Raw genomic sequence first — 23,097 nt, 5'->3', positions numbered from 1 at the left:
AGAGCAACATAGGAAAATGTTATGAATTTAAAAGGTAGAAAAGTCACTCTTCACGATATGTGTTTGCGCGATGGTATGCATCCCAAGCAGCATCAAATAACCGTTGAAGAAATGATCACGGTTGCCAAGGCGATGGACGATGCTGGCATGCCGATGATTGAGGTCACTCATGGTGATGGTTTGGGTGGGCGTTCAGTTAACTACGGTTTTCCCGCAGCCAGTGATGAAGAGTATTTACGCGCCGTCTGTGGTGTGGTTAAAAACACCAAAGTCTCCGCCTTGTTATTGCCGGGCATCGGCACCGTTGACCATTTAAAAATGGCTGCTGATTGTGGCATCGATACCATTCGTATAGCCAGCCACTGTACTGAGGCAGATGTCACCGAACAGCATATCGGTATGGCGGCGGCAATGGGGTTGGATACCGTTGGCTTTTTAATGATGGTGCATATGACTTCCCCAGAAGCATTGTTAGAGCAATTGAAGCTGATGGAATCTTATGGTGCTAACTGTGTGTATATCACCGACTCTGCGGGCTACTTGTTGCCGCAACAAGTAACCGAATATGTGGCACTGGCGCGTAAAGAGCTAAAGCCGGAAACCGAACTGGGTTTTCATGGCCACCACAATTTAAGTCTTGGTGTATGGAATACAGTAGCGGCCATTGAGGCTGGCGCTAATCGTGTTGATGGGTCGGTTGCGGGCTTGGGCGCCGGTGCTGGTAACACACCGCTGGAAGTATTGGCAGCAGTGTTGGACCGTATGGGTGTAGAAACCGGCGTCGACTTATTTAAAGTGATGGATATCGCAGAAGATATTATTGTGCCGATGATGGATCAACTGGTGCGAGTTGACCGTGATGCACTGACGCTGGGTTACGCAGGGGTCTATTCCTCTTTCCTATTATTTGCCAAGCGTGCAGCTGCCAAATACGGTCTGTCCTCACGGGAAATTTTAATGGAGTTGGGTCGTCGCCGCACGGTTGGTGGTCAGGAGGATATGATCGAGGATTTGGCTTTGGATATGGCTAAAAAGACTACCAATCTTTAAGAATGCACGGTGAGGTGAACTCTAAAAAAAGCCACCGCCACCGTGTGATACTTTATCTCGACCAACCCAAAAAATATCTTTCATTGAAAAAGTTAGTCGACCTACACTCGGCAACAACGTAATGACTTATAGTCCTTTCCATGACCTGTTCAAAGACTTATTACAAATCCACTCGATCTGCCTAGCTTTTAGCAGATTTTGTAATATTAGGATTGCAAGCACAATACTTATTGCAGTGTATCGCCCTGCGCCTTAGCAATAGAGTTAACACTCTTAGTATTTTCACTAAGAATGGAGCATATATTTACAATTTGATTGCGAGCCTATTGAGAACAATCAAATTCCTTTCACGCTCTTCTCTAAGAGAAAGAATTACGGTTAAAGTGTTCATCTCTTGGGCTTTGCTAAAAAATCGAACCAAATTGCCTGCTATAAGCAATTGTCCAATATAATAGAATAAGGGGAAAACATGAAACGTTTAAGTCTAGCTTCAGCCATTTCACATGCATCATGGTTGCTTTGCGCAACTGCTGCAGCACCATCCTATGCACAAGAACAAGCCAACACACTGGAAGAAATTCTCGTTACTGCACAGAAAAGACTAGAATCTGTACAGGACGTACCAATTTCTATGACAGTACTAAGCGGAGAGGACATGAAGTCCGCCGGCATTAATGACGTCAATAGTCTTGAACGCGTTTCACCGAACCTGTCATTCGCAACCAGCTCTGACGGTGGTAGCTCTACTGCGCAAGCCTTTGTTCGAGGTGTTGGTCAATTTGATTTTTCAATTACGACTGATCCGGGCGTGGCAATTTATATTGATGGGGTTTATCAGGCGCGAACTACCGGTGCCAATATACAATTCGCTGATATTGAGTACATCAGTGTATTACGCGGCCCCCAAGGCACACTATTCGGCAAAAACACAATCGGTGGTGCCATCGATATAAAAACAAAAGTCCCTACTGGTAATACCTCCTACTCACTTGAGACTAAAGTTGGTAGTGATAACTATCTGGGGTTCAATGGTTATTTCGAAACGCCAATTATTGAAGACACATTATCTGCTAGCTTGACAATTATGCGCAACAGTTCTGACGGATGGCAAGAGCGTCCTGGTAGAGACGCCGGCGATGAAGATATGTGGGGAGGACGAGCACACTTATATTGGACACCAACTGACGAGTTTGTTTCACACCTCGCTATTGATGGCGTCTGGCAGGAACAAAATGTTTATCCTCGTGTTCTTTTAGCGTTTGACGATACCAAAGCTATTCCTAATTTATTCAACACTTATGTCGCCCCATGCTGTACACCCAATAGCGACATTGATCGTAGTAACATCAACGGCAGTGAAGATTTTGACAATCTGAAAACCCAAGGACTGGGCTGGACTAATGAATGGGAAAATGACAACTATTCAATTAAATCCATTACCGGATATCGTCACTTGAACAATGACACAAACCGACAAAGTGACAACACAAGTACCGTTGATTACCAGTCGACAAAAAACCATATTGACCAAGAGCAGTATAGTCAGGAGCTCATCTTTTCGGGCTACGCACTGAACGATCGACTCGACTGGGCAGCTGGATTGTATTACTTTCAGGAAAAAAGCAGCCAAATCTCCAACGTTAATGTTGCAGCTGGACTTTACGATGCTCTGACTGTTACCCCCCTCGCCCCTATAGCCTCGTCAGTGGACTTTGAACTCTTCTATGACCGCCAGCAAGAAACAGAAAGTGCTGCGGCTTACGTCCACACGATATATGAGATGACTGATAGCCTGAAACTCACAGTGGCTGGTCGCTTCACCTATGAAGCAAAAGAGCTGGATGTGGAATCGCTGAAAAAAGGAAGCCAGGCACCAATTTTAGCGCTTGGACCGACAGATCCAGATGTATGTACCGATGTTACAGCTTGGGGTGTGGGCAGTCAGTTTAGTTGTGACGAATCCTGGACAGCTTTCTCTCCACTCGTGGGCCTCGACTGGCAGGTCACACAAGATGTGATGACTTATGTACGAGCCTCACGCGGTTTTCGAAGCGGGGTGTTTAACGGAAGACCAACTTCCAGCTCACAAATTTCAGTAGCCGACCCTGAATACCTTACTAGCTATGAATTGGGATATAAAACAGACTTAGCCAATGGCCGATTGCGCATCAATGGCGCTATTTTCTATAACGATTACGAAGATCAACAGTTCCTCGTTAATCGCGCGTCTGCATCAGCTTCGAGCGCACTATCACTCGTGGTTGACAACGCGGGTAAGTCAAGCCTATCCGGGGTTGAACTGGAGTTTTCATACCTGCCAATTGACGGTTTTACCGTAAATGGGTCAGTGGGCTACATCAATCCAGAATATGATGAGTTCGACACGCTAGCAGCAGATCCATTAAACCCGGTGAATTTATTGTCGAAGATAGTACTGACCGCCCCTTCGCGAATACGCCTGAGTTTACTGGCCACCTAGGTTTACAATACCAATTTTTCCTGGAAAGTGGGCATGACATTGTCTTGCGCACCGACCTCGCCTATAAGGATGATGTTTTTTACAGCAACGACACTGAGTCGGTAGGCTTTGATCTGCTACACGAAGATGCATACACAACTGTCGATGCAGCAATCATCTTCACGACACAAGATGAAAAATGGCAAGTTGCACTACGTGGCACCAACCTAACCGACGAGAGAAGGCTCAATGGCGGCTTCGCTGTAGATGCATTTGGCTCGGTAGATGGCTCATTTACCGCGCCACGGCGCTACTTCCTTTCAGCCACCTATAAAATGTAGGTCGCTCTGAGACATAGGCATATCGACATTGTAAATGCTGTTTCCTCGGAGGTATGTACTACATAATCTCTGTTGGCCTATAACTGGTATCTAAGTGGTATCGTTTCATTGGGCAAGGCTGTAGATTTTTCTATGGCCTTTTTTTATACCTGCCAAAAACTTACTACGAATGCATTAGCAGTAACCAAATCTGACTCTGTTTAGCTCCAACCACACTACCCCTTCTAAAATTTTTATTATGTTTCCCCTCTATTGTTACCCATTCTGACACTGAAAAACTTATGCGTATTAAGTCTTGGTCAATCTCGTCACCTTGATGCTCGCCCCTCAGCTGCTGACGTTAATTTATAAATCATGTTGAATACTTCTAGTAATTAACAATCAATTGGAAACATAGCTTGCTCATTACAGTGCTTATCGCCCACAGGCATATCGGTTATTTTTACGGTTCAATAACAATAATTATTCAGGAAAATCATGCCGACTGTGAAAAGCTACCCGCATCCATCTAAAGCTTGGTATATGGTGGTAGTGCTTTTTATAGCCTATACATTTTCTGCGATCGATAGACAAATACTCACGTTGCTAGTGGAGCCTGTGCGAGCAGATCTTCAGTTAAGCGATTTTGAAATTAGTTTATTACAAGGCTTTGCATTCTCATTGTTATTTGCAGTTGTTGGCCTCCCACTGGGGCGCTTAGCAGACGTTCGCAATCGCCGTAGCATCATTGCCTGTGGGATTAGTTTTTGGTGCATGATGACCGCTGCTTGCGGCCTCTCAAACACTTATTGGCAATTATTCCTCGCACGAATGGGGGTCGGCGTGGGTGAAGCATCCTTAAGCCCTGCAGCATCTTCACTGATTGCTGACAGCTTTGCGCCAGAAAAACGCGCCATGGCTTATAGCGTTTATCATCTTGGGTATCCAATTGGTGGCGGTCTTGCTCTGATTATTGGCGGTCTGGTTCTCAGTGCACTGGATGGTGTTGAGCAAGTCAATTTAGGATGGGCAGGTGAGTTTCGAGCTTGGCAACTGGCTTTTATTATTGTTGGGCTACCTGGGTTATTAATAGCAGGCTTAATGTTCAGCTTTCGAGAACCTGCGCGCCAGGATCGTCTTCATTGTCAAGAAGGTCAAAGCGTCGAGCTAAGCGTGTTGTGGCATTTTATCCGCCAGCGCTGGCAAGCCTTTGGCGCCCACCTTAGCTCCGTTAGCTTTCTTGGAATGTTAGCCATCGGCACAGCAATTTGGTATCCAACATTTTTAATCAGAACCTATGACATGAGTGCCAGTGAGGCAGGTTACTCCTTTGGCTTAGTGATGGGTTTTTGCGGTACAGCGGGCGTACTCTGCGGGGTTGGTTAAGTGGCGTGCTAATGCGACGCGGCTATATCGATACCAATATGCGCATCATGTTGATTGCCGCGAGCTGTAAGATTTTACCGCTGATTGCAGGGCCGCTAATGCCAACCGCAGAGCTTGCTTTAGCCTGTATGGCTATCGCAACTTTTATGGGACAAGTCTCTGTAGGTGTTAGCACAGCAGCACTAATGGAAATCACCCCTAACGAAATGCGTGCCCAGCTGCTTGCCATCATGCTGTTTTTAGTCAACATTCTCGGCCTTGGCCTAGGCTCGACTTTAATCGCAATACTAACTGATTTTTTATTCGCCGATGACAATGCACTGCGCTATTCAATCGCATTGGCCTCCGCAATTATCACTCCTTGTATCGTTTTAATTTTATGGCGCGGACTTAAGTATTACAGGCACTGTGCCTTAGAAGCCAGGGACTGGAGCGACCGACACTAATTTCTCTCAGTTATTCAACAACAAAAGGAACTTACAATGCAGACGATAACTATAAAACGCATCAGTGCCTCGATTATGAGCATCGGTACACTCGCCGCTGGCAGCGTGGCTACGCCATTGACTCAGGCAGCACCAGCAATTCTGGAAGAAGTTATCATTACCGCCCAACGTCGAGAGGAAAATTTACAGCAATCGCCCCTTTCAGTAACAGCCTTGGATAACACAACGCTAAATGACTTAAGAGCGACCGATATTAAAGGTATTTCAGATTTCACACCGAACCTGCAAATCACACCGACGATTGGCGGCTCAGTTAATGCAGCTATCAATATTCGCGGGGCTATCAACGCCAACAACAATCTCAGTAGAGACAATGCGGTAGGTTTATATCTGAACGGTGTTCCCATAGGGAAAACATCTGGCGCTATTTTTGATAGCGTTGACCTTGAACGCATCGAGATTTTGAGAGGGCCACAAGGAACTTTGTACGGCAAAAATACAATTGGCGGCGCTATCAACTTAATTCCTAAAAAGCCCAGTGGTGAACTCGGTGGCAATTTAAGTGTGGGAATTGGAAATAAAGATTTGTTGGAAGTTCGTGGTTCAATGGACCTTCCTAAAGCAGGTGCCGTTGGTGAGGGGCTTGGAGAATTAAGTTTACGTGCCTCAGGTTTTACCGAGAGCGTGATGGTTTTTTTGAGAATGATGACCCATCAAATAGCGACTTTGATAATAAGGACCAATGGGGCGGCCGAATCGATTTACGCCTGCAAGTTCTGGATAATTTAAGTATCGAATATGCTTATGACCGTTTCGAAGCAGACCAAAACCCGACCATGCTAGCCATCACTGAATCGGAAAGTTTTGCCAATATTATTCCCAGTCTGTACCCCGTTATACAAGCAGCGACTAGCAGCGATCGCCCAGACAGCATTGCCAATAACAGCAGCAATGCTAGCGATGTGGACATCGAAGGACATACATTGATACTCACCTACGACATTACAGATACCGCTATAGGTGATCTGACGTTTAAATCGATTACAGGTTATCGCGATCTTTATACACTGAGCCAATCAGATTTTGACGGCACCCATCTCGACCTGTTCCGTTTCAATTTAGAAAATGAGTTTGAACAAACTACTCAAGAATTTCAATTATTGGGCACTAGTGAACAACTAAAGTATACCGTTGGCCTGTTCTACTACGAAGACCAATGGGACACTGATAATCCGCGTTGGACTTTTCAATTTGGTGGTAATGATTTTGACACCAGTAAGCGTGGTGCAAAAGACGAATCTATTGCAGCGTTTGGGCAATTGACATGGACACCTGGTGGCTTTGATAACCGGCTAGACTTGACCGGGGGTTTACGTTGGACCCGGGAGACCAAGGATGTATATGCACTATGGCAAGACATCAGCATCTATAACACGGACCTGACTGACCCAAACGCGGGTGTCTACTTGCGTGACAGCTTGGGTAATCCAGTATTTGATAGCAATGGCGAACTTATTCCTATGGAAGCCAAAGATACCTGGGAGGAAGTAACGCCTATGGCTGTGGCCAGTTGGCGCTTTAATGAAAATATCAATGGCTACGCAAAAATCTCAACTGGCTTTAAAAGCGGTGGTTTTGATGGCGTAGCCACTAATAACGCCTCATTCAGAAGAGGCTTTGATCCAGAAGAAATGACCACCTATGAAGTAGGCTTAAAAAGTCGCCTCGCTGACAATCGAGTGCAACTAAATATGTCTTATTTTTATAATGATTATGAAAATTTTCAGGCAGGCTTATTTCTTGAAGAGGTTGTAGGTACGGTAGTGCTTAATGCTGGCGAAGCCTCAATGCAGGGGGTTGAAATAGAGCTAACAGCGCGCCCAAGCACCCATCTGGAATTATCCCTGAACTACGGATGGCTCGATACCGAATATCAAAACTTTAAGGAAAGTAATGGTGTCGATATTTCGAATGATCGATTTTTTGCCTATTCACCAGAGCAAACAGTTTTTGCATCCGCAAAGTATACCTTTGACCCATTTAGTATTGGAACGCTGGCGCTTCGGCTAGATTACTCCTGGACAGATGACTATTTCGTCACGATTACTGATGACCCTACGACCAATGTTGACGCCTTCGGACTACTCAGCGCTCGCGCAGAACTCACTGAAATAGCTGTTGGGAATAGCCACATACGAGTTGCCGCTTGGGGGAAAAACCTAACAGATGAAGAGTATTGGAATGCGGCAATTAATTTGAGCGTATACACCGTCAACCAGTGGGCAGACCCGCGCAGCTACGGTTTAGAAATAGCGTTCGACTTTTAATGAAAGCGGCCCCCTTCTTAAATAAAAAGGGGGCTAAACTTTAAAAACAAAGTAACCAGCGAACTATGCAGGTCACTCGTAATGACTAATGAATAACTAGAATTTATCGATCTACAAAATTTGTATTTCAACATATTCAGCCCTACCTAAACACAAACTTACGGAGTAATAAATAATGGCGGCAAGACTTGGACAATATTGCGTTGCAGTCACAGACCTTAAACGCTCAGAAGATTTCTATACACGCATTATTGGCTTGCAAGTTCTGCAACGCATCGAGATTGAAGGCGCAAGAGAAATCGTGCTAGGGGCAGCGGGCTCTGACAATAAAATTCAACTGGCGCAGCGTGAAGATATCACTGGCCCGATAGATCACGGCAATGCATTGTGGAAGTTCTACCTATATATTGATGATATAGAAACAACATACCAAGCAGCGCTAGATTACGGCTGTCAATCAGAAATGGAACCTCAGCGCTTAGAAGAGTGGCCAGTGACCGTCGCTTTTATTATTGATCCAGATGGCTACCGAATAGAGCTCCTGCAATCACATTGATGTTTTCCTAATTGATTTTATCAGCGTTTTTACTCTACTACTTTAGTGCAATTTGTGAAGCCAATAGTTTTCTGCTTTGTTATGTCTACTACGAAAATTTGCCTCATAACCCTCAAGGGTACCCCAAGACTCTCTAGCATCCCTTTAAGCAGGCTGTGGATACAAGTTTCATGGCTTTAATAGATGGGCTAAAACCTCAATCAAAAAATGACTTAGCCCCCCTTAGGTAGTCACCCTACTTTTCAAACAGAGACGCTTTATGCACCTGCCATTGTGTTTATATAACATATAGCACTAACGGTAGAAATGTGTCATTTTTAGCTGGTACAAAAATAGGCGTATTGATTTCACCCAATTAAAACCTATACTAAAATCATTCCTATCATGCCCACAAGCGACTGATTATCTATGAGCGAGATGTTTATAACATCAGTGATGACTAATACGCTCTTACAGCTAATTCTCGCCATCGCATCTTTTATGATCATCGACCTGCCTGGTGAAAAGCCGGCAAGATATGCCTTTCGAGTTGGCTTGGTAGCTTACTTTTTTTGCATGCTTCTCACTTATGTGCGCTTGCAATTTTTTGCTGATTCCCCATCAGCGCAGAAACTGACATTTATTCTTATCAGCTGGTCTGTTGGGATTTTTTTAGGGGGTATATCCGTTGGCTTTGGCTGGCGCAGTCATCACGATAACATTTATGGGGTTGCTGTGTTTGCAGTTGCCTGTCATATGCTACTGAGTTTTTATGTGCTTCACGATATACAATTTAGAACCACGCTTTATACAATTTCCGGGTGCCTTACGATGGCTTACATTTCATATTGCACCATCATGCGAAAACCCAAAACCAACATCGCAGACAAGCTGATTGCACTAGTTGCAATAGCAATTTTATTCGGCATTGCCTATAAACAATACGCCCTCACTGAAATCATTATCGATAACCCTGAAACAAATCGCTATGACTGGATCATACTATCCCCCGCTTTAATGGCAGCTATTTCTTTATTTACATTTGGTAGTTACATGAGCGATATGGTTGCAGCATTAACCGCTCAAGCGACCAGAGACCCATTAACCAACCTATTTAATCGTCGGTACTTAGCCGAAAGAGCCACTGAAATTTTTTCCTACGCACATAGACACTCATATCCCGTGTCTCTCATTATGCTAGACATTGATAAGTTTAAAGTAGTAAATGATCTCTATGGACATGATGCAGGCGATCAAGCGCTGATAATGGTTGCCAAAATTCTTTTGAATAGCAGCCGAAAAGAGGACCTAGTCGTGCGTCTGGGCGGTGAGGAATTTGTGTTGATGCTGCAAAACATGTCCGGCTTGGCCGCGCTAGAATTAGCCGAAAATCTCAGACTAAAAATTGAAAAATCAGTATGTCATGTCGGCAATATAGACTTTAGTTTTACCGCAAGTTTTGGTGTTTTCACCAATGAAAACGGCTTAATGACACTTGAAGAAATGCTATCAATCACCGATAAATTACTTTACGAAGCTAAACATAATGGGAGAAATACCGTAGTGGCTAACTCTCCCAAGAGCTGAACAACTCCCCTTCCTGCGCAGCAAGGATCTCATTCTATTTATATTTATATCTATCCTAGCAAAAAACTGCTCTTTCTTCATGAGTACTAATTTTCATCTATCAATCCGGCTGTATCAGATAACTCTTTTATTTAGTAGCTACACCTTCATTTTGTGGGTCGTACCAGATAGCTGAAGTCACCGCGCGCTCCTGAATCGAAACAGGCTCTGGCGCATCAACACCGAGTTTAATGGCATCAAAAGTTGACCATCGCGGCGTAGGAATTTCAATTACCCGTGCGTAGTAGAATGCTTCACTTTTTGGATCAAAGTCCGGGTCTTTCCACACAACCGCAAGTTGTGTAGCTCCAATCGAATTACTGTAAGTTGCATCTTTAGCGTTGACAGTATTACCAACGGCTGGCGCTTTGTTAGTAGTCGGGTCGACTTTACGGCTGTCCGAGAGTGCGACATCATAGATCCGCTCATGACTTTTACCAGAGCCATCCACCCAACCTTTGATAATCTGAACTCGATCGAGATTTCCACTTTCTGGATCTTTCAATGCAACAACGGCAAAGCTTGGCGCTGTTGCAGTCGATGCAGGCAAAGTACCTCCCATAGGGACACCATTGCGATAGCCGATATCAATAAAGTCTTCTTGCTGAATATCCGCCTCGCTAAATTGCCAACCACCGAAAAAGCGTACTGATATACGAGGACCGGAAGTAGCATAGGTTTCCTTACGAAGCATTGCATCAAATAACGAAGCCCGTGTATTATTTTCTGCCCATACAGCAGACAATCCTTGCGCGCTCCATTGTTGCCCCATTCGCCGTTCTTCTGGTATTAATATGCTTTTACTTAATCTGATACCCGCACTGCCATCAAGAAGCGGAAGCTTACCGTGATAATTATTTTCATCCACCGGGCTACTGGCATTATGGCTGTCTGTGCCAGCCAACACACCAAAGCGGTAAGGGTTAAAACCTTCGTTGTGAGAAAACTCAATCCCTAAGCGCAAAGCATCACGAATATAACTGCCCTTCGCTTTGCCAGGCTCCAGTGTAAATAATTTCTTATCATAAATTTCAAAGCCAGCAAATTCATCTTCAGGTGACAGTAACGGATTAGTTTCAGAGGACCCTTTTATTTGAAACATTTCTGTAAGAGGCTCATTACGCATGCGGCGTTCAGCATAACTTGCATCAAAACGAGTACCATCAAAAGCAACGCTGTCATACATTCGTCCATCACTGAGATTACCATTATGCGGAATAGCGAAGTTCTGCATTCCTTGCTCGCGCTGTTGCTCCAACGCTGTCCATAAATCCCGCGGATCTTTGGACTCTACAGAACTGTATGGGATATCGGGGACCTTCGAACTGCGATACAGTACATTACGATGAAGATTACGGTTATCTGGAGTGCCACTCCACTCGTAACCGATAAAACTGGTGAAGCGGCCTGGATCATTATGGCGCTCTGCAGCATCAATAATCTCCTGCCAAGCATCATGTGCTATACCATCAGCATTCGGAACATCAAGATCGCCTGGTTTGAAACCAATGAAAGTGCGTACTAGTGCAAGAGTGTTACGGAGCGGGCTATCATTCAGCAACCGCGTACGTAAACTGCGAGCCGACAAGGGGACGTCAGGCTTTAAGCGACGCATTGCACCGAGAAATTCCGAATGATCAGTTACAGCGGCAAAATCCAACGGTGTTTTAATACGAATACCATAGCCAGCCGCATGCTGAATTTCTCCACCTTTAGCGAAAGTATAAGCATCATCAGGCAGCGTACGCACGCCCATGATAAAGGCATCAGTAGAAAAACTTGTATGGATATGGGTATCCCCCAAAATAAGTTACGGTTTGAATTTTCGGGCACCATTGGCTTAGGTGTTGGAGGCACTGCTGTCTCTGGATCAAACTCCGGGTACAAGCTGGGATCATCAACCGGACTACAACTAACCAGCACTGCTAACAGTCCTGACAGTGCTATTCTGGTAATCATTGATGGTAACAATCCACTAAATAAATTCATCCGACGCACCTCGTTCAATTTAGAAAATTCCCTATTACTATGAAAATCTCAAGTAGCATGTCAACAATTGTAACTATGATCTGACAAAACCAATTACATTCGGTTGTAAACAAATCCCCCATTGAAATTGAAATTGGTGGCTCTGGCGAGATCACGCCTACACGCGTTTGATAGCTTTGGTAGAACGCTATTAACTCCTGAAGTTTTTCAGGGTACTGCTCGGCCAAATCATTCATTTCACCGGGTCCTTCGAAAGATCATATAACTCCCACTTACCACGACCCAAAGGCGGCTGAAAGTTGGTGGCTTTCCAGTTATCAAATACCACTGCACGCTGACCAAAGAGCTCGGTTGCAAAAGAGCGCGACTCGACAAGATCGGTGTCTTGCCAATTGCGAACCAAGGATCGACCTTCGGGCAATATCTTTCCCTCAAATGCAGGTGCCGTCTCGGGGTTGATACTGGCAAGCTCATAAAATGTTGCTGGTAGATCCGTAACTTGTGCGACCTGACTTGACTTGCTGTTAGCCACAACAGAAGGGCCAATAACTATCAGCGGTGCGCGAATACCGCCTTCAGCTACAGCCCCTTTGTACAACTTAAACGGGGCTGCGGCTGCTGATGCCCACTCACGGCCGAGATAAGTATGAGTATCTTGCTTACCTTGTTGATCCAGCTCATGGTTATAATTATTCAAAAACCACTCACGGGTATTATTAGGGTACGACAACGGCGTAGCACCATTTGGCCCGTTGTCCGATAAAAAAATTACGTAAGTATTATCTAAACGGCCGCTACGCTCTAACTCATCAATCAATCGTTGTATTTGTTGATCCATCAGCTCGATCATGGCCGCATAAATCTCCATTGGCCTGCTCGCTTGCGCCTGCTCTTCGCTACTAAGTTCAGGCCATGGCTTGATATGGGCCGGTAAGAACGAGGGGATTTGTGGTGATGTCCAGAGATCCAACTCACTGTCTACCAAGCCCAGCACTGATAACTGCTTAGCTCTTTGAGCCCGGAGTACCGCAGGACCTTCAGCATAAACGCCCTTATATTTATCCAACCAATCATCCGGTACTTGCAAGGGATCGTGTGGCGCTGTGTATGCGACATAAGCCAATATCGGTTTATCTTCGTCAACTGCCCGAATATAGTCCAACATTTTATTGGTATAGCCAATTGAGGAGTAAAACCCTTCTGGCAATGGAGCCCTTAACCCGTCCTCAAGATAAGTGGCCTCTATTCCGCGGTACAGAGGATCAGCATCACCGAAGTGACTGGCACCACCTTCTAATAAAGCGAAGGAACGGTCGAAACCACGATTGCTCGGGTATTGGCTTTCGTCAATTCCCAGATGCCACTTACCACTCATTAGTGTAGCGTAGCCCGCTGTTTTTAATCCCTCAGCAATGGTCACCACATCATGGTGAAGTTGGGCATCATAATTTCTGGAGCCGAGTTGGTTTGGGGCCTGCACTCCGTCCATAGTGCCTAAACCGGCAAGATGACTATCCACTCCCGTCATTAGCATCGCGCGAGTAGGCGAGCATGTCGGAGCCACATAAAAATTAGTCATTGTTACGCCTCCGGTAGCCAGAGCGTCGAGAGCAGGAGTGCGGATCTCACTCCCGAATGCCCCAATATCCGACCACCCCATATCATCAGCAACAATCACTAAAAAACTAGGGGCTGCCGACGAGGCATAAACATTTGACGAGAACAACAGCAAAGAAAGCAACAACTGAAACACGGTATAAATTCGGATACGCAGCTGCCCCATCCATAATTGTCTTCAGGCAGTAGCATGATAGTTGGACTCCGGATTATTAGGGAATATGTTTGAGTGTCTAGTGAAATGCCGGCACTATAAGCTACGACCCTCACACCACAACCAATCTAAAAATATAAATTAAATAGCAGACGGAGAGAAGCACCTACTCGCAATTACATTGTCTCCAAATAACAGCCAATCCCTAAGACTTGACTGCCAACAATTATAGTAAATATACAGGCGTAGATATTGTCTAAACGGTGGCTTAGTGGTGCTATCGTATCGCACACAGCAAACACTCTATGCCCCGCATTATAGCTTCCAATAATAGCGCTGTAGCAGATTTCTAGCCGCCCGTGGTGCCACACTCCAAGCCAGACAAAATAATTATGATTAAAAACAAGCAAGGGGCCATCACTATCCTTCCGTTTGCACACCATTGTTTTTGTATGGAAACAAAGCATCCGCTCCAGCTCTCTTATCAATACAATGAATCAAGCGTAATTTAGAGCCCATTCATCTGAAGGCAGCTACCTCCCAACACCGCGACCGACTTGCATTGATCGCTAACCCCACTTACGAGGAGAAATTATTGGAACGCGTCTTGGTAACTGGAGCCACCGGCTTCATCGGACTACATTGTATTGCCCAACTATTGGAACAAGGCTATATCGTTAGAGGCACTGTACGCTCACTCGAAAGTGAACCCGAACTTCGCCAGGCATTATCCAAACAAGGAATCAACCACGACAACCTTAACTTGGTTGAAGTCGACCTTGGCAACGCCAAGGGTTGGCAAGCAGCGATGACGGACTGTGACTATGTACTGCATATTGCGTCACCTTTTTTTATCGGAGAGCCGGACAATCCAGAATACTGGATAAATCTTGCAACCGAAGGAACATTGCGTGTACTTCGCACTGCAAGCGCTGCGGGAGTAAAGAAAACGGTACTGACTTCATCATGTGGGGCTATTACGGAAAACAATAAAAGTAGCGATATCTTTACTGAGAATGATTGGACAGACCCCCACCTATCAAGGCTATCGACCTATTTTAAAAGCAAAACACTTGCTGAACGCGCCGCCTGGGATTTTGTTTCCAAGCAGGAAAAAGATTCAAACATGGCATTAACATGCATTCACCCTAGCATGATCATTGGCCCTTCTCTCAGCAATGATATAGGCATCTCAAATCAATTAATTGAGCAATTGATCACAGGCGCCGCCCCTGCGACTATTGCCCTTCACTTTGGCTATGTTGATGTTCGTGATGTGGCGGCAGCCCATATCCTGGCTATGAAAAATAAGCGCTCTGATGGACACCGTTTCATCATATCCGAGCAAGAACTATGGATTAAAGATGCAGCCCGGTTATTGCGTGATCAAGGTTACAGCAAGGCACCACGATTCGAACTTCCAAATGCCCTTGCTTATATATTTATGGTTTTTAATCGTGACCTAAAAAGCTCTGCAAAGATTCTTGGTCAAAAAAGGATAACGCCTGCCGACAAAGCTAAACGAATACTCGACTGGTACCCACGGGATATAAGGCTGAGCCTGATTGAAACAGCGCAACAAATCCAGAGCAAACCACAACTGCTTTGAATGTCACCATAATTAAGCTTAAGAATAATCGGTCGAGTCAACGACCTGATATGAGTATCTTGTGGAGTACCTGCCAATGGGCATAAGCTATTATAAAATTTTTATTCAATGTTTCTTGCAAAGTACTTCCACAGCCCAGTGCGACGAGATCATTAGCTAGAGAGGACACGCTACCTAGCTAATGATAAAGATTTAAACGCACCGATAGAGTTAAGCGATTAGAAAGATGCTACTCATCTTCTGAGCTAGCAAAACGTTACCCTTGGCTTTCACCTTGCCAGTCATAAAAGCCTGCATGCCATTAACAGAACCGTCAAGAACACCAACAAGAACAGGCAAGCTTGTAGTAACCGTAACAGAAGGTGCATCGTAGCTACCCTTGCCGATTTCCTTGTCGCCATTTTTAACTGCTATCCAAAAGTCCTCAGAATCTTTGAGAATAAATTGAAATACACCATCAATATCCGCAGCACCACTAGTGTTAAAAAATTTATTTAGTCTATCCAGAAGCTCATCTAAAGTCATTACGACCTCCCTAAAGATGTAGTTGTATTATTACAAAAGGTTAAAATATAGAATCTGAGAGGTTTGTAGCCAAGCTGGACGCCTTACCCTTTAGCGTACAACACGCTCTCTGAACGCCAGCCACCACACTTCACATACCTACCAACAAAGCGCCGTTGACAAACATACTCACCAACCGAAATAATCTAGTTTAATTACTGCGCCGGATTGCTGCTCATCCAAACGAATATATGGCATATGGAAAAAGGTGAAAAGCACCTACTTGTAGTTACATTGTTTTCAGATGGTGATCAATTATGTATTCAGGTTAAAATCGACGGACTTTAACCATTAGAATAGAACCCTCTCCAATCAGAGTCACCTAACTGACTCTTCACATGAAGACCTATTGATGAATAAAATGCAGAGTAAATTTAGGAAAAATAAGTGGCTGGCCAGAATAGATATTCACACCACCACCATCTATACGCCACTAAAAGAAACCATACCACTTTCGCCAACCTCCAAAGTAAATATTAACGGCAACTTTCCTGCCCAACAATAACTAATATAAAATAGTATCTGCAGCTTCCTGAAACACACGGTACATATATTAAAAAATTAAACCGAGTTGTTAGACGATAGACTCTCTCGATACCACAATATTTGGCGTCAGTTATTTATTTGCTAATAATTCTTTTCTCAACAACGCACTCAGACCTTAGTGCTATGAACCACCTTTTCAAAAGAAGGCCCAGATAAATGGACATAACAAAAATATTACTCGCAATCACACTATGCTTGATTCTGTTTAGTGTAGGCATGAGTTTGACCAAAGCCGATTTTATACGTGTTATCAGATCACCAAAGACCCTGTTTATTGCCTTTTTTTGCCAACTTTTAGTAATACCTTTCTGTGCTGTATTGATTTCGAAAATAATGCAACTTTCTGCGCCGCTTTCACTAGGTCTATTGCTAATTGCGGTTTCCCCGGGAGGAGCATCATCCAATCTATTTACTCGGCTTGCAGGCGGTGACACTGCACTTTCCATCTCGTTAACAGCCATGCACTCATTATGTGCCGCGCTAACGATACCCTTATTACTTTTTCTTGGACAATATTTGTTGTCAGCAGATGACACCGAAGTCGTATCTATACCAGTATCGTTTTTAATTCAACAGTTAGTTTTCATCACTTTTCTACCGTTGATCATAGGCATGTCATTACGACATTTTTTCCCAGCATTTATCATGGGCATTGAAGAAAAGGTCTTGCTGGTCGTGAGCCTATTGTTTTTTAGTTTAATTGCCTTTATGTGGTATACCCAATGGAACGAAATTGTTAACGCTTTTAAACAAGCGGGCATAGCAACCGCTTTATTACTTATCTTGACCTGCCTTAGTGGATATTTAATAGCAAAAGCGGCTCGATTTAAGCCCCGACAGGAAACCACTCTAGTCATTGAGGTAGGCATCCAAAATAGCGCAGTAGCGTTCTTTATTGCTGTAAACGTTTTCGACGACATTATGCTGAGTACACCCACCGCAATATACTCAGTTATTATGACTCTCTCCGCACTGCTAATTATTCCGATATATAGACGGAGCAACTCATTGGATTAGGCGCCTGGGTCACTGGTTTGAAATATGAATATAGACCGTTGAAGCGAGTGTATTATCTATACACCCTAATACTTTTCTCTGTAGGTTCAGGTCGAAAATATACATATACACTTGCGTCTTACTCCAACTCACTTCCATCTAATTGGAAACAGTCTTAATCCGCAATAAAGGTATTCAATTTCAATAACGACGTATAGGATTCCGTTGAGAAGATCGAGCTAAATAGGATTTGATGGCAGCTTCCAATTGAGAAATCAAACGGACCTATCAACCCTTAGTAAAAGTATTTATCTAATTGTTAGGCGGGTTCATCAAACCCCCGTAAAACTTTAATATAGGATGTTCTGATGCAAGAGTCTGTCAAAGAGGATATTTTTGGTGCAGTGCGCCTTGGCTATATCCTCGTAGGTTCGCGTAAGTTACCCGAATGGAAACAGTTCGCCAAAGATGGAATAGGCTTACAGCTTGCGTTTGAATCAACAGATCAATTGGCATTCCGTCTGGACAATCATGCCCGTCGGTTAATTATTCAAGAAGATGATGCCGAAGATATAATTGCAACGGGCTGGCAGCTAGATAACGATATGATACTGGAAATTGTATTGAAGCGGCTGTCAAACAGGAATGTGCCAGTTGAGTATATTGACGATGAGCGCGCCGAACTCCGCGGCGTCACCGCATTTCACCAGTTCATTGGCCCCAAAGGCCTGATGATAGATTTGTTTACCCAACCAGAAGAAGCAGAAAGCCCTCTGGACATGCTTAATGGAGGTTTTATTACTGGCGAAGCTGGCTTAGGACATGTGTCGATAATGTCGAGAGAGCCTGAGCGTAATATAGAATTCTGGCAAGAAATCTTCGACGCCAGGGTCAGTGACAACATCGACATGTCAGTAGGCAATCGCGAGGTTATAGGAGTAACCTTTTTACGTATGAACCCACGTCATCACTCTGTCGCCATAGCAGCAACAAAAGGCCTGCCGCTAGACATGTACAGGACACGTATACAACACTTGAATTTTGAAGTAGCAAAGCTAGATGACCTGTCATCAGCCTATGAGCGATGTAAAGCGTTAAATTGTAAATTTACACGAAATATAGGCCAACACCCTAATGACAAAGAATTGTCCTTTTACGTCACAACACCGTCCGGGTTTGAATTCGAACTAGGATGGGATGCTTTAGTCGTCAATGAATCTTCATGGGAGGAAGGTTTGACTTACCCGAATATGAGCACTTGGGGACATGAAATACCCGGCAGGTTTTCATCTGAGCTCGGTTTGAATCATCTTGTACAAATCATCAAGTCTTTTACCAAAAATGAATATCTCCCTTGGTAGCATTTTCTAATCCTCGCGATACTCTATGTTCAATTATTTCATTGCGAAATAAGGACACATAATATATTGGCAAAGCTTATGTTTTTTATAAAATCAAAAAATGTCACTGTTGTTTGGAACCAAAAACTAACCACTAACATGAATCGGATTACATTTGGAGGCAAAGACCTAAAAGGTGTTAGTGCTAACGATGAAGGCGCATACATCAAGTTATTTTTCGAGCAGACCGGTGATAATAAACCGATAAAAAGAAGCTATACGGTGAGAAGAGCGTACCCAGAGCGATGCGAGATAGATGTAGATTTTGTTTGCCACGGCGATGAGGGTCCGGCTTCCAAGTGGGCATTGAGCGCCAACATAGGCGACCAACTTAAAATAAAGGGCCCCGCCACTCGAAAGATGGTTAATCCCATAGCTGATTGGTATTTTCTTGTCGGCGACATGACATCACTACCCGCTTTAAGCGTAAATCTGGAAAATATGAAAGATACGGCAAGGGGTTATGCCATTGTTGAAATAAAAAATGAGAACGATAAGCAGAGAATCGATAAGCCTAAAGGTGTTGAATTACACTGGATTATTAATAGCGATCACCATAAAAGTGCGAATCTAGCGCTGGATGCTGTAAAAAAATGTCCATGGCTACCCGGCAATTTAAATGTATGGGTTGCTGCAGAGTTCGAAACGACACGCACACTGAAAGATTATTTCAAGAATGAAAAGAATGTATTAAAACGAGATATATACGCTAGCAGTTATTGGAAATACAAAGAGAACACTGTAGCTGTTTAACAGAGCCGAGAGAATGGATGAGTATTAATTTCGAAAGTAAAGTCGCAATTGTTACTGGCGCAGGTAACGGCTTGGGTCGTTCACACGCACTGGAATTAGCAGCTCGTGGCGCCAAAGTCGTTGTTAATGATTTGGGCGGCGCGCGCGATGGTAGCGGTAGCAGTTCGGAAGCAGCCAAAGAAGTTGTTGCATTAATCAAAGAAAATGGCGGTGAGGCTATTGCGCACGGCGCCAATGTTGCCAAGTTTGATGAAGTTGAAGACATGGTCAAACAGGCAATAGCAATGTGGGGGCGGGTTGATATATTAATTAATAATGCCGGCATCCTGCGTGATAAATCATTTTCTAAAATGGAGCTCGCAGATTTTCAATTAGTCATGGATGTACATTTGATGGGCTCTGTTAACTGCTGTAAAGCTGTTTGGGAAATCATGAAAGAGCAAGGTTATGGTCGTATCGTTATGACCACATCTTCTAGCGGCATGTACGGTAATTTTGGTCAAACTAATTACGGCGCAGCAAAAATGGCTGTTTTAGGCTTGATGAACACCCTGGTGTTAGAAGGGATGAAATACGACATTCGGGTCAACGCACTGGCACCAGTAGCAGGGACACGCATGACTGAAGATTTGATGTCGCCGGAAATGCTAGCGAGATTAACACCAGAGGCAGTAACTGCCGGTGCGTTAACACTATGCCATGATAACGCACCAAACCGGATGATTTTATGTGCCGGTGCGGGTGGTTATGCTAGTACACGTTTATTTGAAACTGAAGGTACTTTCCTGCCAGCAGAAAAACAAACGCCTGAGAAAGTCCTTGAAAACTGGGCGGCGATTAACGATGCCAGCAACCAGTCCGAATTGGCCTCAGGCTTAAAGCAGTCAGAAAAATTTCTTGATAAAGCCTCTGCATATACTCAAACAAAATTGTAGTTTTTAATCAAAACTTACCTGAATATAATTTTTTGAAGTTCATTGAAGGTGCTTACACGAAATTTCAGTAGATATGTTCTGGCGAGATATCGGCCCAGAGCAAATCATACAGCCAATTATAAATGAGAGTGCAGAATTTCTATCAATTCATCATTGTATAAAATAGGGCAGTATTGTTCCAACAACTGTTTGTCGATTTCATATACCAAGTACGACACCCTACCTATTTGTGGGCTTTATCGAACTAAACACTAGAAACTGCCGATTCATCACTAGACTTTCTATTTTGGAACAGTCTCTTTATACCACTCCAATGTTTTAGAAAACATTCCTACTGAAATGTTTATTACTATTTTTTCATCCGCAGGCTCAATTATAGCGTCTATTAACATATCCCGTTTTACAGCATATACTTGCCCTTTCCATACGCCATTCTCAAGTATAATATGACGCAAAACATCAGTTCCTATTGGCGCTCCAGCATTATCTGAAGAAATAAGCTTTCCGAACCACTCTCCATTTCTATAATAGGTTTTTACCTTTCTGCCATCTTCTCCTGTTAACCAAATACCTTCACCCATATCTTGAGCATAAATTGAAGGAGCTAAAATCAATATAAATATCGTAAATATTGAAACTTTCATCACAGGCCTCTAATACTTATAACGAGACTATAGAAAAAAAACCTAAAACCTTGCATCACCCCAGCCCTTTTTTATTTAATTCCAATGATTATAAACCACCCACTTTATTTTACATAATTCTTTCTAAACCGAAAACATGCAATCCAATCTTATACATACCATATTTAACTCACATTCCAGTAGCGCAATTTAATATTTTAATTTATTTTTTCTAAACAGTGTTAACTGTCTAACGATCCGGTCATATTTGCTGTCTGTTCTTCAGCATACATGTCCGTTCTACACAGACGAGAAGCTTCATTGAACGGACGAACGACTGTTCATAACCATCGGCAAATCGAAAGAACAGTACAAGTTGTTCCTATATTTATTTTTAGATCTGCTTGTTGCTCTGACTACCCTTAGCAAATCCGGTGCATCAAAAGCATTAGTCGCTGAAAACTTGTTACACAAACATCAGCTGCAAGTTCAAAACAGCAGAGGCAAACACTCACCCGCTCTCACCAACCTCGATCGAATTCTGATGAGCTTGCTAAGTCTATGGCTGAATCCCAGAAAGCTAGCAAGAGCGGCAATTATCATCAAGCCTTCTACCCTACAACGATTTCACCGGGCACTGATCAAAAAGAAATACCACTTTATTTTTTCACCTAAAATCTACAACAAAACTGACCCCAAAGGTCCTTCACAAGAATTAATCAAAGTTATTATTGAAATGAAACGGCGTAACCCTCGTTACGGATGCCCTCGAATTGCTCAACAAATTAATTTAGCTTTTGGATTAGACATTAATAAAGATATCGTTCGACGAATTTTAGAAAAGCACTATAAACCCGATCCAACGAATCAAGGACCGTCATGGCTGACAACGCTCGGCCACACCAAGGACAGTTTGTGGAGTATTGATCTATTTCGCTGCGAATCAATATTACTGAAAAGGCATTGGGTGCTGGTTGTAATGGATCAATGCACACGACGCACTATAGGCTTTGGTGTTCATGCAGGGCCGGTAGTTGGTGTGACCTTATGCCGTTTATTCAACGAAGTTATGTCCAAAAACAACCTTCCCACTTACCTCAGTTCAGATAACGACCCACTATTCAAATATCAGCGATGGCAGGCCAATTTACGAATTTTAGATATTGAAGAAGTAAAGTCCGTACCCTACACCCCAATATCACACCCTTTTGTAGAGCGACTGATTGGCAGCGTTAGGCGAGAGCTTCTGGACCAAACTTTTTACTGGAACTCGAATGATCTTGAGAGAAAGCTTGGCGAATACCAGCGTTATTACAACCCATGTCGAGTTTATACGTCTCAAAATGGCCAAACACCGGTGAAAGATTCCGAAATAAGACCAGCTGAGTTGAAAAACCATGGCTGGCAATCATTTTGTCGTGGGTTTTTTTCAGCTTCCGACTGCCGCCTCACGGTTTAAATTAGTAATTCGCCATAGACACCACCGCCTGATGCCTGGATGGAACCCATTGTGGGGATGTGCCCCCCCTACTCATTGATTCCTCTTTCATTGATCCGCAACTGTCTACAGTGAAATTCCGATGATGGACTTATTGCGATAGACGTATTGACATACACTATAGCCAAGCTGCACTGCCATTAGATAACAGTAAATGAATTGAGCCGGGGTCTTGTGTTAGTTCAGCAACCGATAGCGCGCGAACAATCGTTCCGAGAATGGCATTCAGACGACGGAAAATGTATCGAACTCGGCTACAGAATTC

The 23,097-nt window shown here is 43.7% G+C and carries 20 protein-coding genes; 16 read left to right on the top strand and 4 right to left on the bottom strand.

What is annotated here, in order from left to right:
* Positions 1-21: 21 nt before the first annotated feature.
* The 9 genes from dmpG (at position 22) to UNITIG_RS00715 (ending at position 10,109) form a co-directional block, all read left to right on the top strand.
* Positions 22-1,050, top strand: coding sequence for a 4-hydroxy-2-oxovalerate aldolase (dmpG, locus tag UNITIG_RS00755; RefSeq protein WP_101756654.1), 1,029 nt, complete (start codon positions 22-24; stop codon positions 1,048-1,050).
* Positions 1,051-1,519: 469 nt separating this feature from the next.
* The gene (locus UNITIG_RS00750) at positions 1,520-3,529 is read left to right on the top strand and encodes a TonB-dependent receptor (RefSeq protein WP_101756653.1); all 2,010 of its coding nucleotides are present in this window, start codon (positions 1,520-1,522) and stop codon (positions 3,527-3,529) included.
* Positions 3,451-3,849, top strand: a complete 399-nt coding sequence (locus UNITIG_RS00745; RefSeq protein WP_101756652.1) for a TonB-dependent receptor — start codon at positions 3,451-3,453, stop codon at positions 3,847-3,849. The genes UNITIG_RS00750 and UNITIG_RS00745 overlap by 79 nt, the downstream gene beginning before the upstream one ends.
* A 477-nt stretch (positions 3,850-4,326) precedes the next feature.
* Positions 4,327-5,214 carry an MFS transporter gene (locus UNITIG_RS00740; protein WP_101756651.1) on the top strand — a complete coding sequence of 296 codons (888 nt, stop codon included), beginning with the start codon at positions 4,327-4,329 and terminating at the stop codon, positions 5,212-5,214.
* An 11-nt stretch (positions 5,215-5,225) separates the two neighbouring features.
* A complete protein-coding gene (locus UNITIG_RS00735; RefSeq protein WP_101756650.1) occupies positions 5,226-5,660 on the top strand; it encodes a hypothetical protein in 435 nt (144 codons plus the stop codon).
* Positions 5,661-5,777: 117 nt separating this feature from the next.
* On the top strand, positions 5,778-6,449 hold the full coding sequence (locus UNITIG_RS00730) for a TonB-dependent receptor (protein ID WP_159931009.1): 672 nt from the start codon (positions 5,778-5,780) through the stop codon (positions 6,447-6,449).
* On the top strand, positions 6,416-7,987 hold the full coding sequence (locus UNITIG_RS00725; protein WP_369809134.1) for a TonB-dependent receptor: 1,572 nt from the start codon (positions 6,416-6,418) through the stop codon (positions 7,985-7,987). The genes UNITIG_RS00730 and UNITIG_RS00725 overlap by 34 nt, the downstream gene beginning before the upstream one ends.
* Positions 7,988-8,162: 175 nt before the next feature.
* The gene (locus tag UNITIG_RS00720; protein WP_101756647.1) at positions 8,163-8,543 is read left to right on the top strand and encodes a VOC family protein; all 381 of its coding nucleotides are present in this window, start codon (positions 8,163-8,165) and stop codon (positions 8,541-8,543) included.
* Between the two features lie 408 nt (positions 8,544-8,951).
* Complete coding sequence (locus tag UNITIG_RS00715) at positions 8,952-10,109, top strand: GGDEF domain-containing protein (RefSeq protein ID WP_101756646.1); 1,158 nt, start codon at positions 8,952-8,954, stop codon at positions 10,107-10,109.
* Between the two features lie 127 nt (positions 10,110-10,236).
* Here UNITIG_RS00715 and UNITIG_RS00710 read toward each other — a convergent pair whose 3' ends face one another.
* Entirely contained in the window at positions 10,237-11,952 is a 1,716-nt protein-coding gene (locus tag UNITIG_RS00710) for a DUF3604 domain-containing protein (protein WP_235015189.1), read from the bottom strand.
* Between the two features lie 417 nt (positions 11,953-12,369).
* Positions 12,370-13,920: an arylsulfatase gene (locus UNITIG_RS00700; protein WP_101756644.1), complete on the bottom strand. Its 1,551-nt coding sequence runs from the start codon at positions 13,918-13,920 to the stop codon at positions 12,370-12,372.
* A gap of 583 nt (positions 13,921-14,503) precedes the next feature.
* Between UNITIG_RS00700 and UNITIG_RS00695 the strand changes: the two genes are divergently transcribed.
* Positions 14,504-15,517, top strand: coding sequence for an aldehyde reductase (locus UNITIG_RS00695; RefSeq protein WP_159931007.1), 1,014 nt, complete (start codon positions 14,504-14,506; stop codon positions 15,515-15,517).
* A gap of 210 nt (positions 15,518-15,727) precedes the next feature.
* Here UNITIG_RS00695 and UNITIG_RS00690 read toward each other — a convergent pair whose 3' ends face one another.
* A complete protein-coding gene (locus UNITIG_RS00690) occupies positions 15,728-16,042 on the bottom strand; it encodes an SCP2 sterol-binding domain-containing protein (RefSeq protein ID WP_101756642.1) in 315 nt (104 codons plus the stop codon).
* Positions 16,043-16,433: 391 nt separating this feature from the next.
* Here UNITIG_RS00690 and UNITIG_RS23000 point away from each other — a divergent pair, with 391 nt between their 5' ends.
* The 5 genes from UNITIG_RS23000 (at position 16,434) to UNITIG_RS00670 (ending at position 20,711) form a co-directional block, all read left to right on the top strand.
* A complete protein-coding gene (locus UNITIG_RS23000; RefSeq protein ID WP_159931005.1) occupies positions 16,434-16,586 on the top strand; it encodes a hypothetical protein in 153 nt (50 codons plus the stop codon).
* Positions 16,587-16,783: 197 nt separating this feature from the next.
* Complete coding sequence (locus UNITIG_RS00685) at positions 16,784-17,644, top strand: bile acid:sodium symporter family protein (RefSeq protein ID WP_101756641.1); 861 nt, start codon at positions 16,784-16,786, stop codon at positions 17,642-17,644.
* Between the two features lie 347 nt (positions 17,645-17,991).
* On the top strand, positions 17,992-18,984 hold the full coding sequence (locus UNITIG_RS00680; RefSeq protein ID WP_101756640.1) for a VOC family protein: 993 nt from the start codon (positions 17,992-17,994) through the stop codon (positions 18,982-18,984).
* Positions 18,985-19,062: 78 nt separating this feature from the next.
* Positions 19,063-19,776, top strand: coding sequence for a siderophore-interacting protein (locus tag UNITIG_RS00675; RefSeq protein ID WP_101756639.1), 714 nt, complete (start codon positions 19,063-19,065; stop codon positions 19,774-19,776).
* A 17-nt stretch (positions 19,777-19,793) separates the two neighbouring features.
* Complete coding sequence (locus UNITIG_RS00670) at positions 19,794-20,711, top strand: SDR family NAD(P)-dependent oxidoreductase (protein WP_101756638.1); 918 nt, start codon at positions 19,794-19,796, stop codon at positions 20,709-20,711.
* Positions 20,712-20,992: 281 nt separating this feature from the next.
* Here the strand turns inward: UNITIG_RS00670 and UNITIG_RS00665 are convergent, their stop codons facing one another.
* Entirely contained in the window at positions 20,993-21,355 is a 363-nt protein-coding gene (locus tag UNITIG_RS00665) for a hypothetical protein (protein ID WP_101756637.1), read from the bottom strand.
* A 523-nt stretch (positions 21,356-21,878) separates the two neighbouring features.
* Between UNITIG_RS00665 and UNITIG_RS00660 the strand changes: the two genes are divergently transcribed.
* Positions 21,879-22,793, top strand: coding sequence for an integrase core domain-containing protein (locus UNITIG_RS00660; RefSeq protein WP_200821128.1), 915 nt, complete (start codon positions 21,879-21,881; stop codon positions 22,791-22,793).
* The last annotated feature ends 304 nt before the right edge of the window (positions 22,794-23,097 follow it).

It is taken from the genome of Oceanicoccus sp. KOV_DT_Chl, from assembly GCF_900120175.1.
GTDB lineage: Bacteria > Pseudomonadota > Gammaproteobacteria > Pseudomonadales > Dasaniaceae > Oceanicoccus.
Note: the sequence above shows the minus strand (reverse complement) of the source record. Positions and strands in the feature narration are given on the sequence as shown.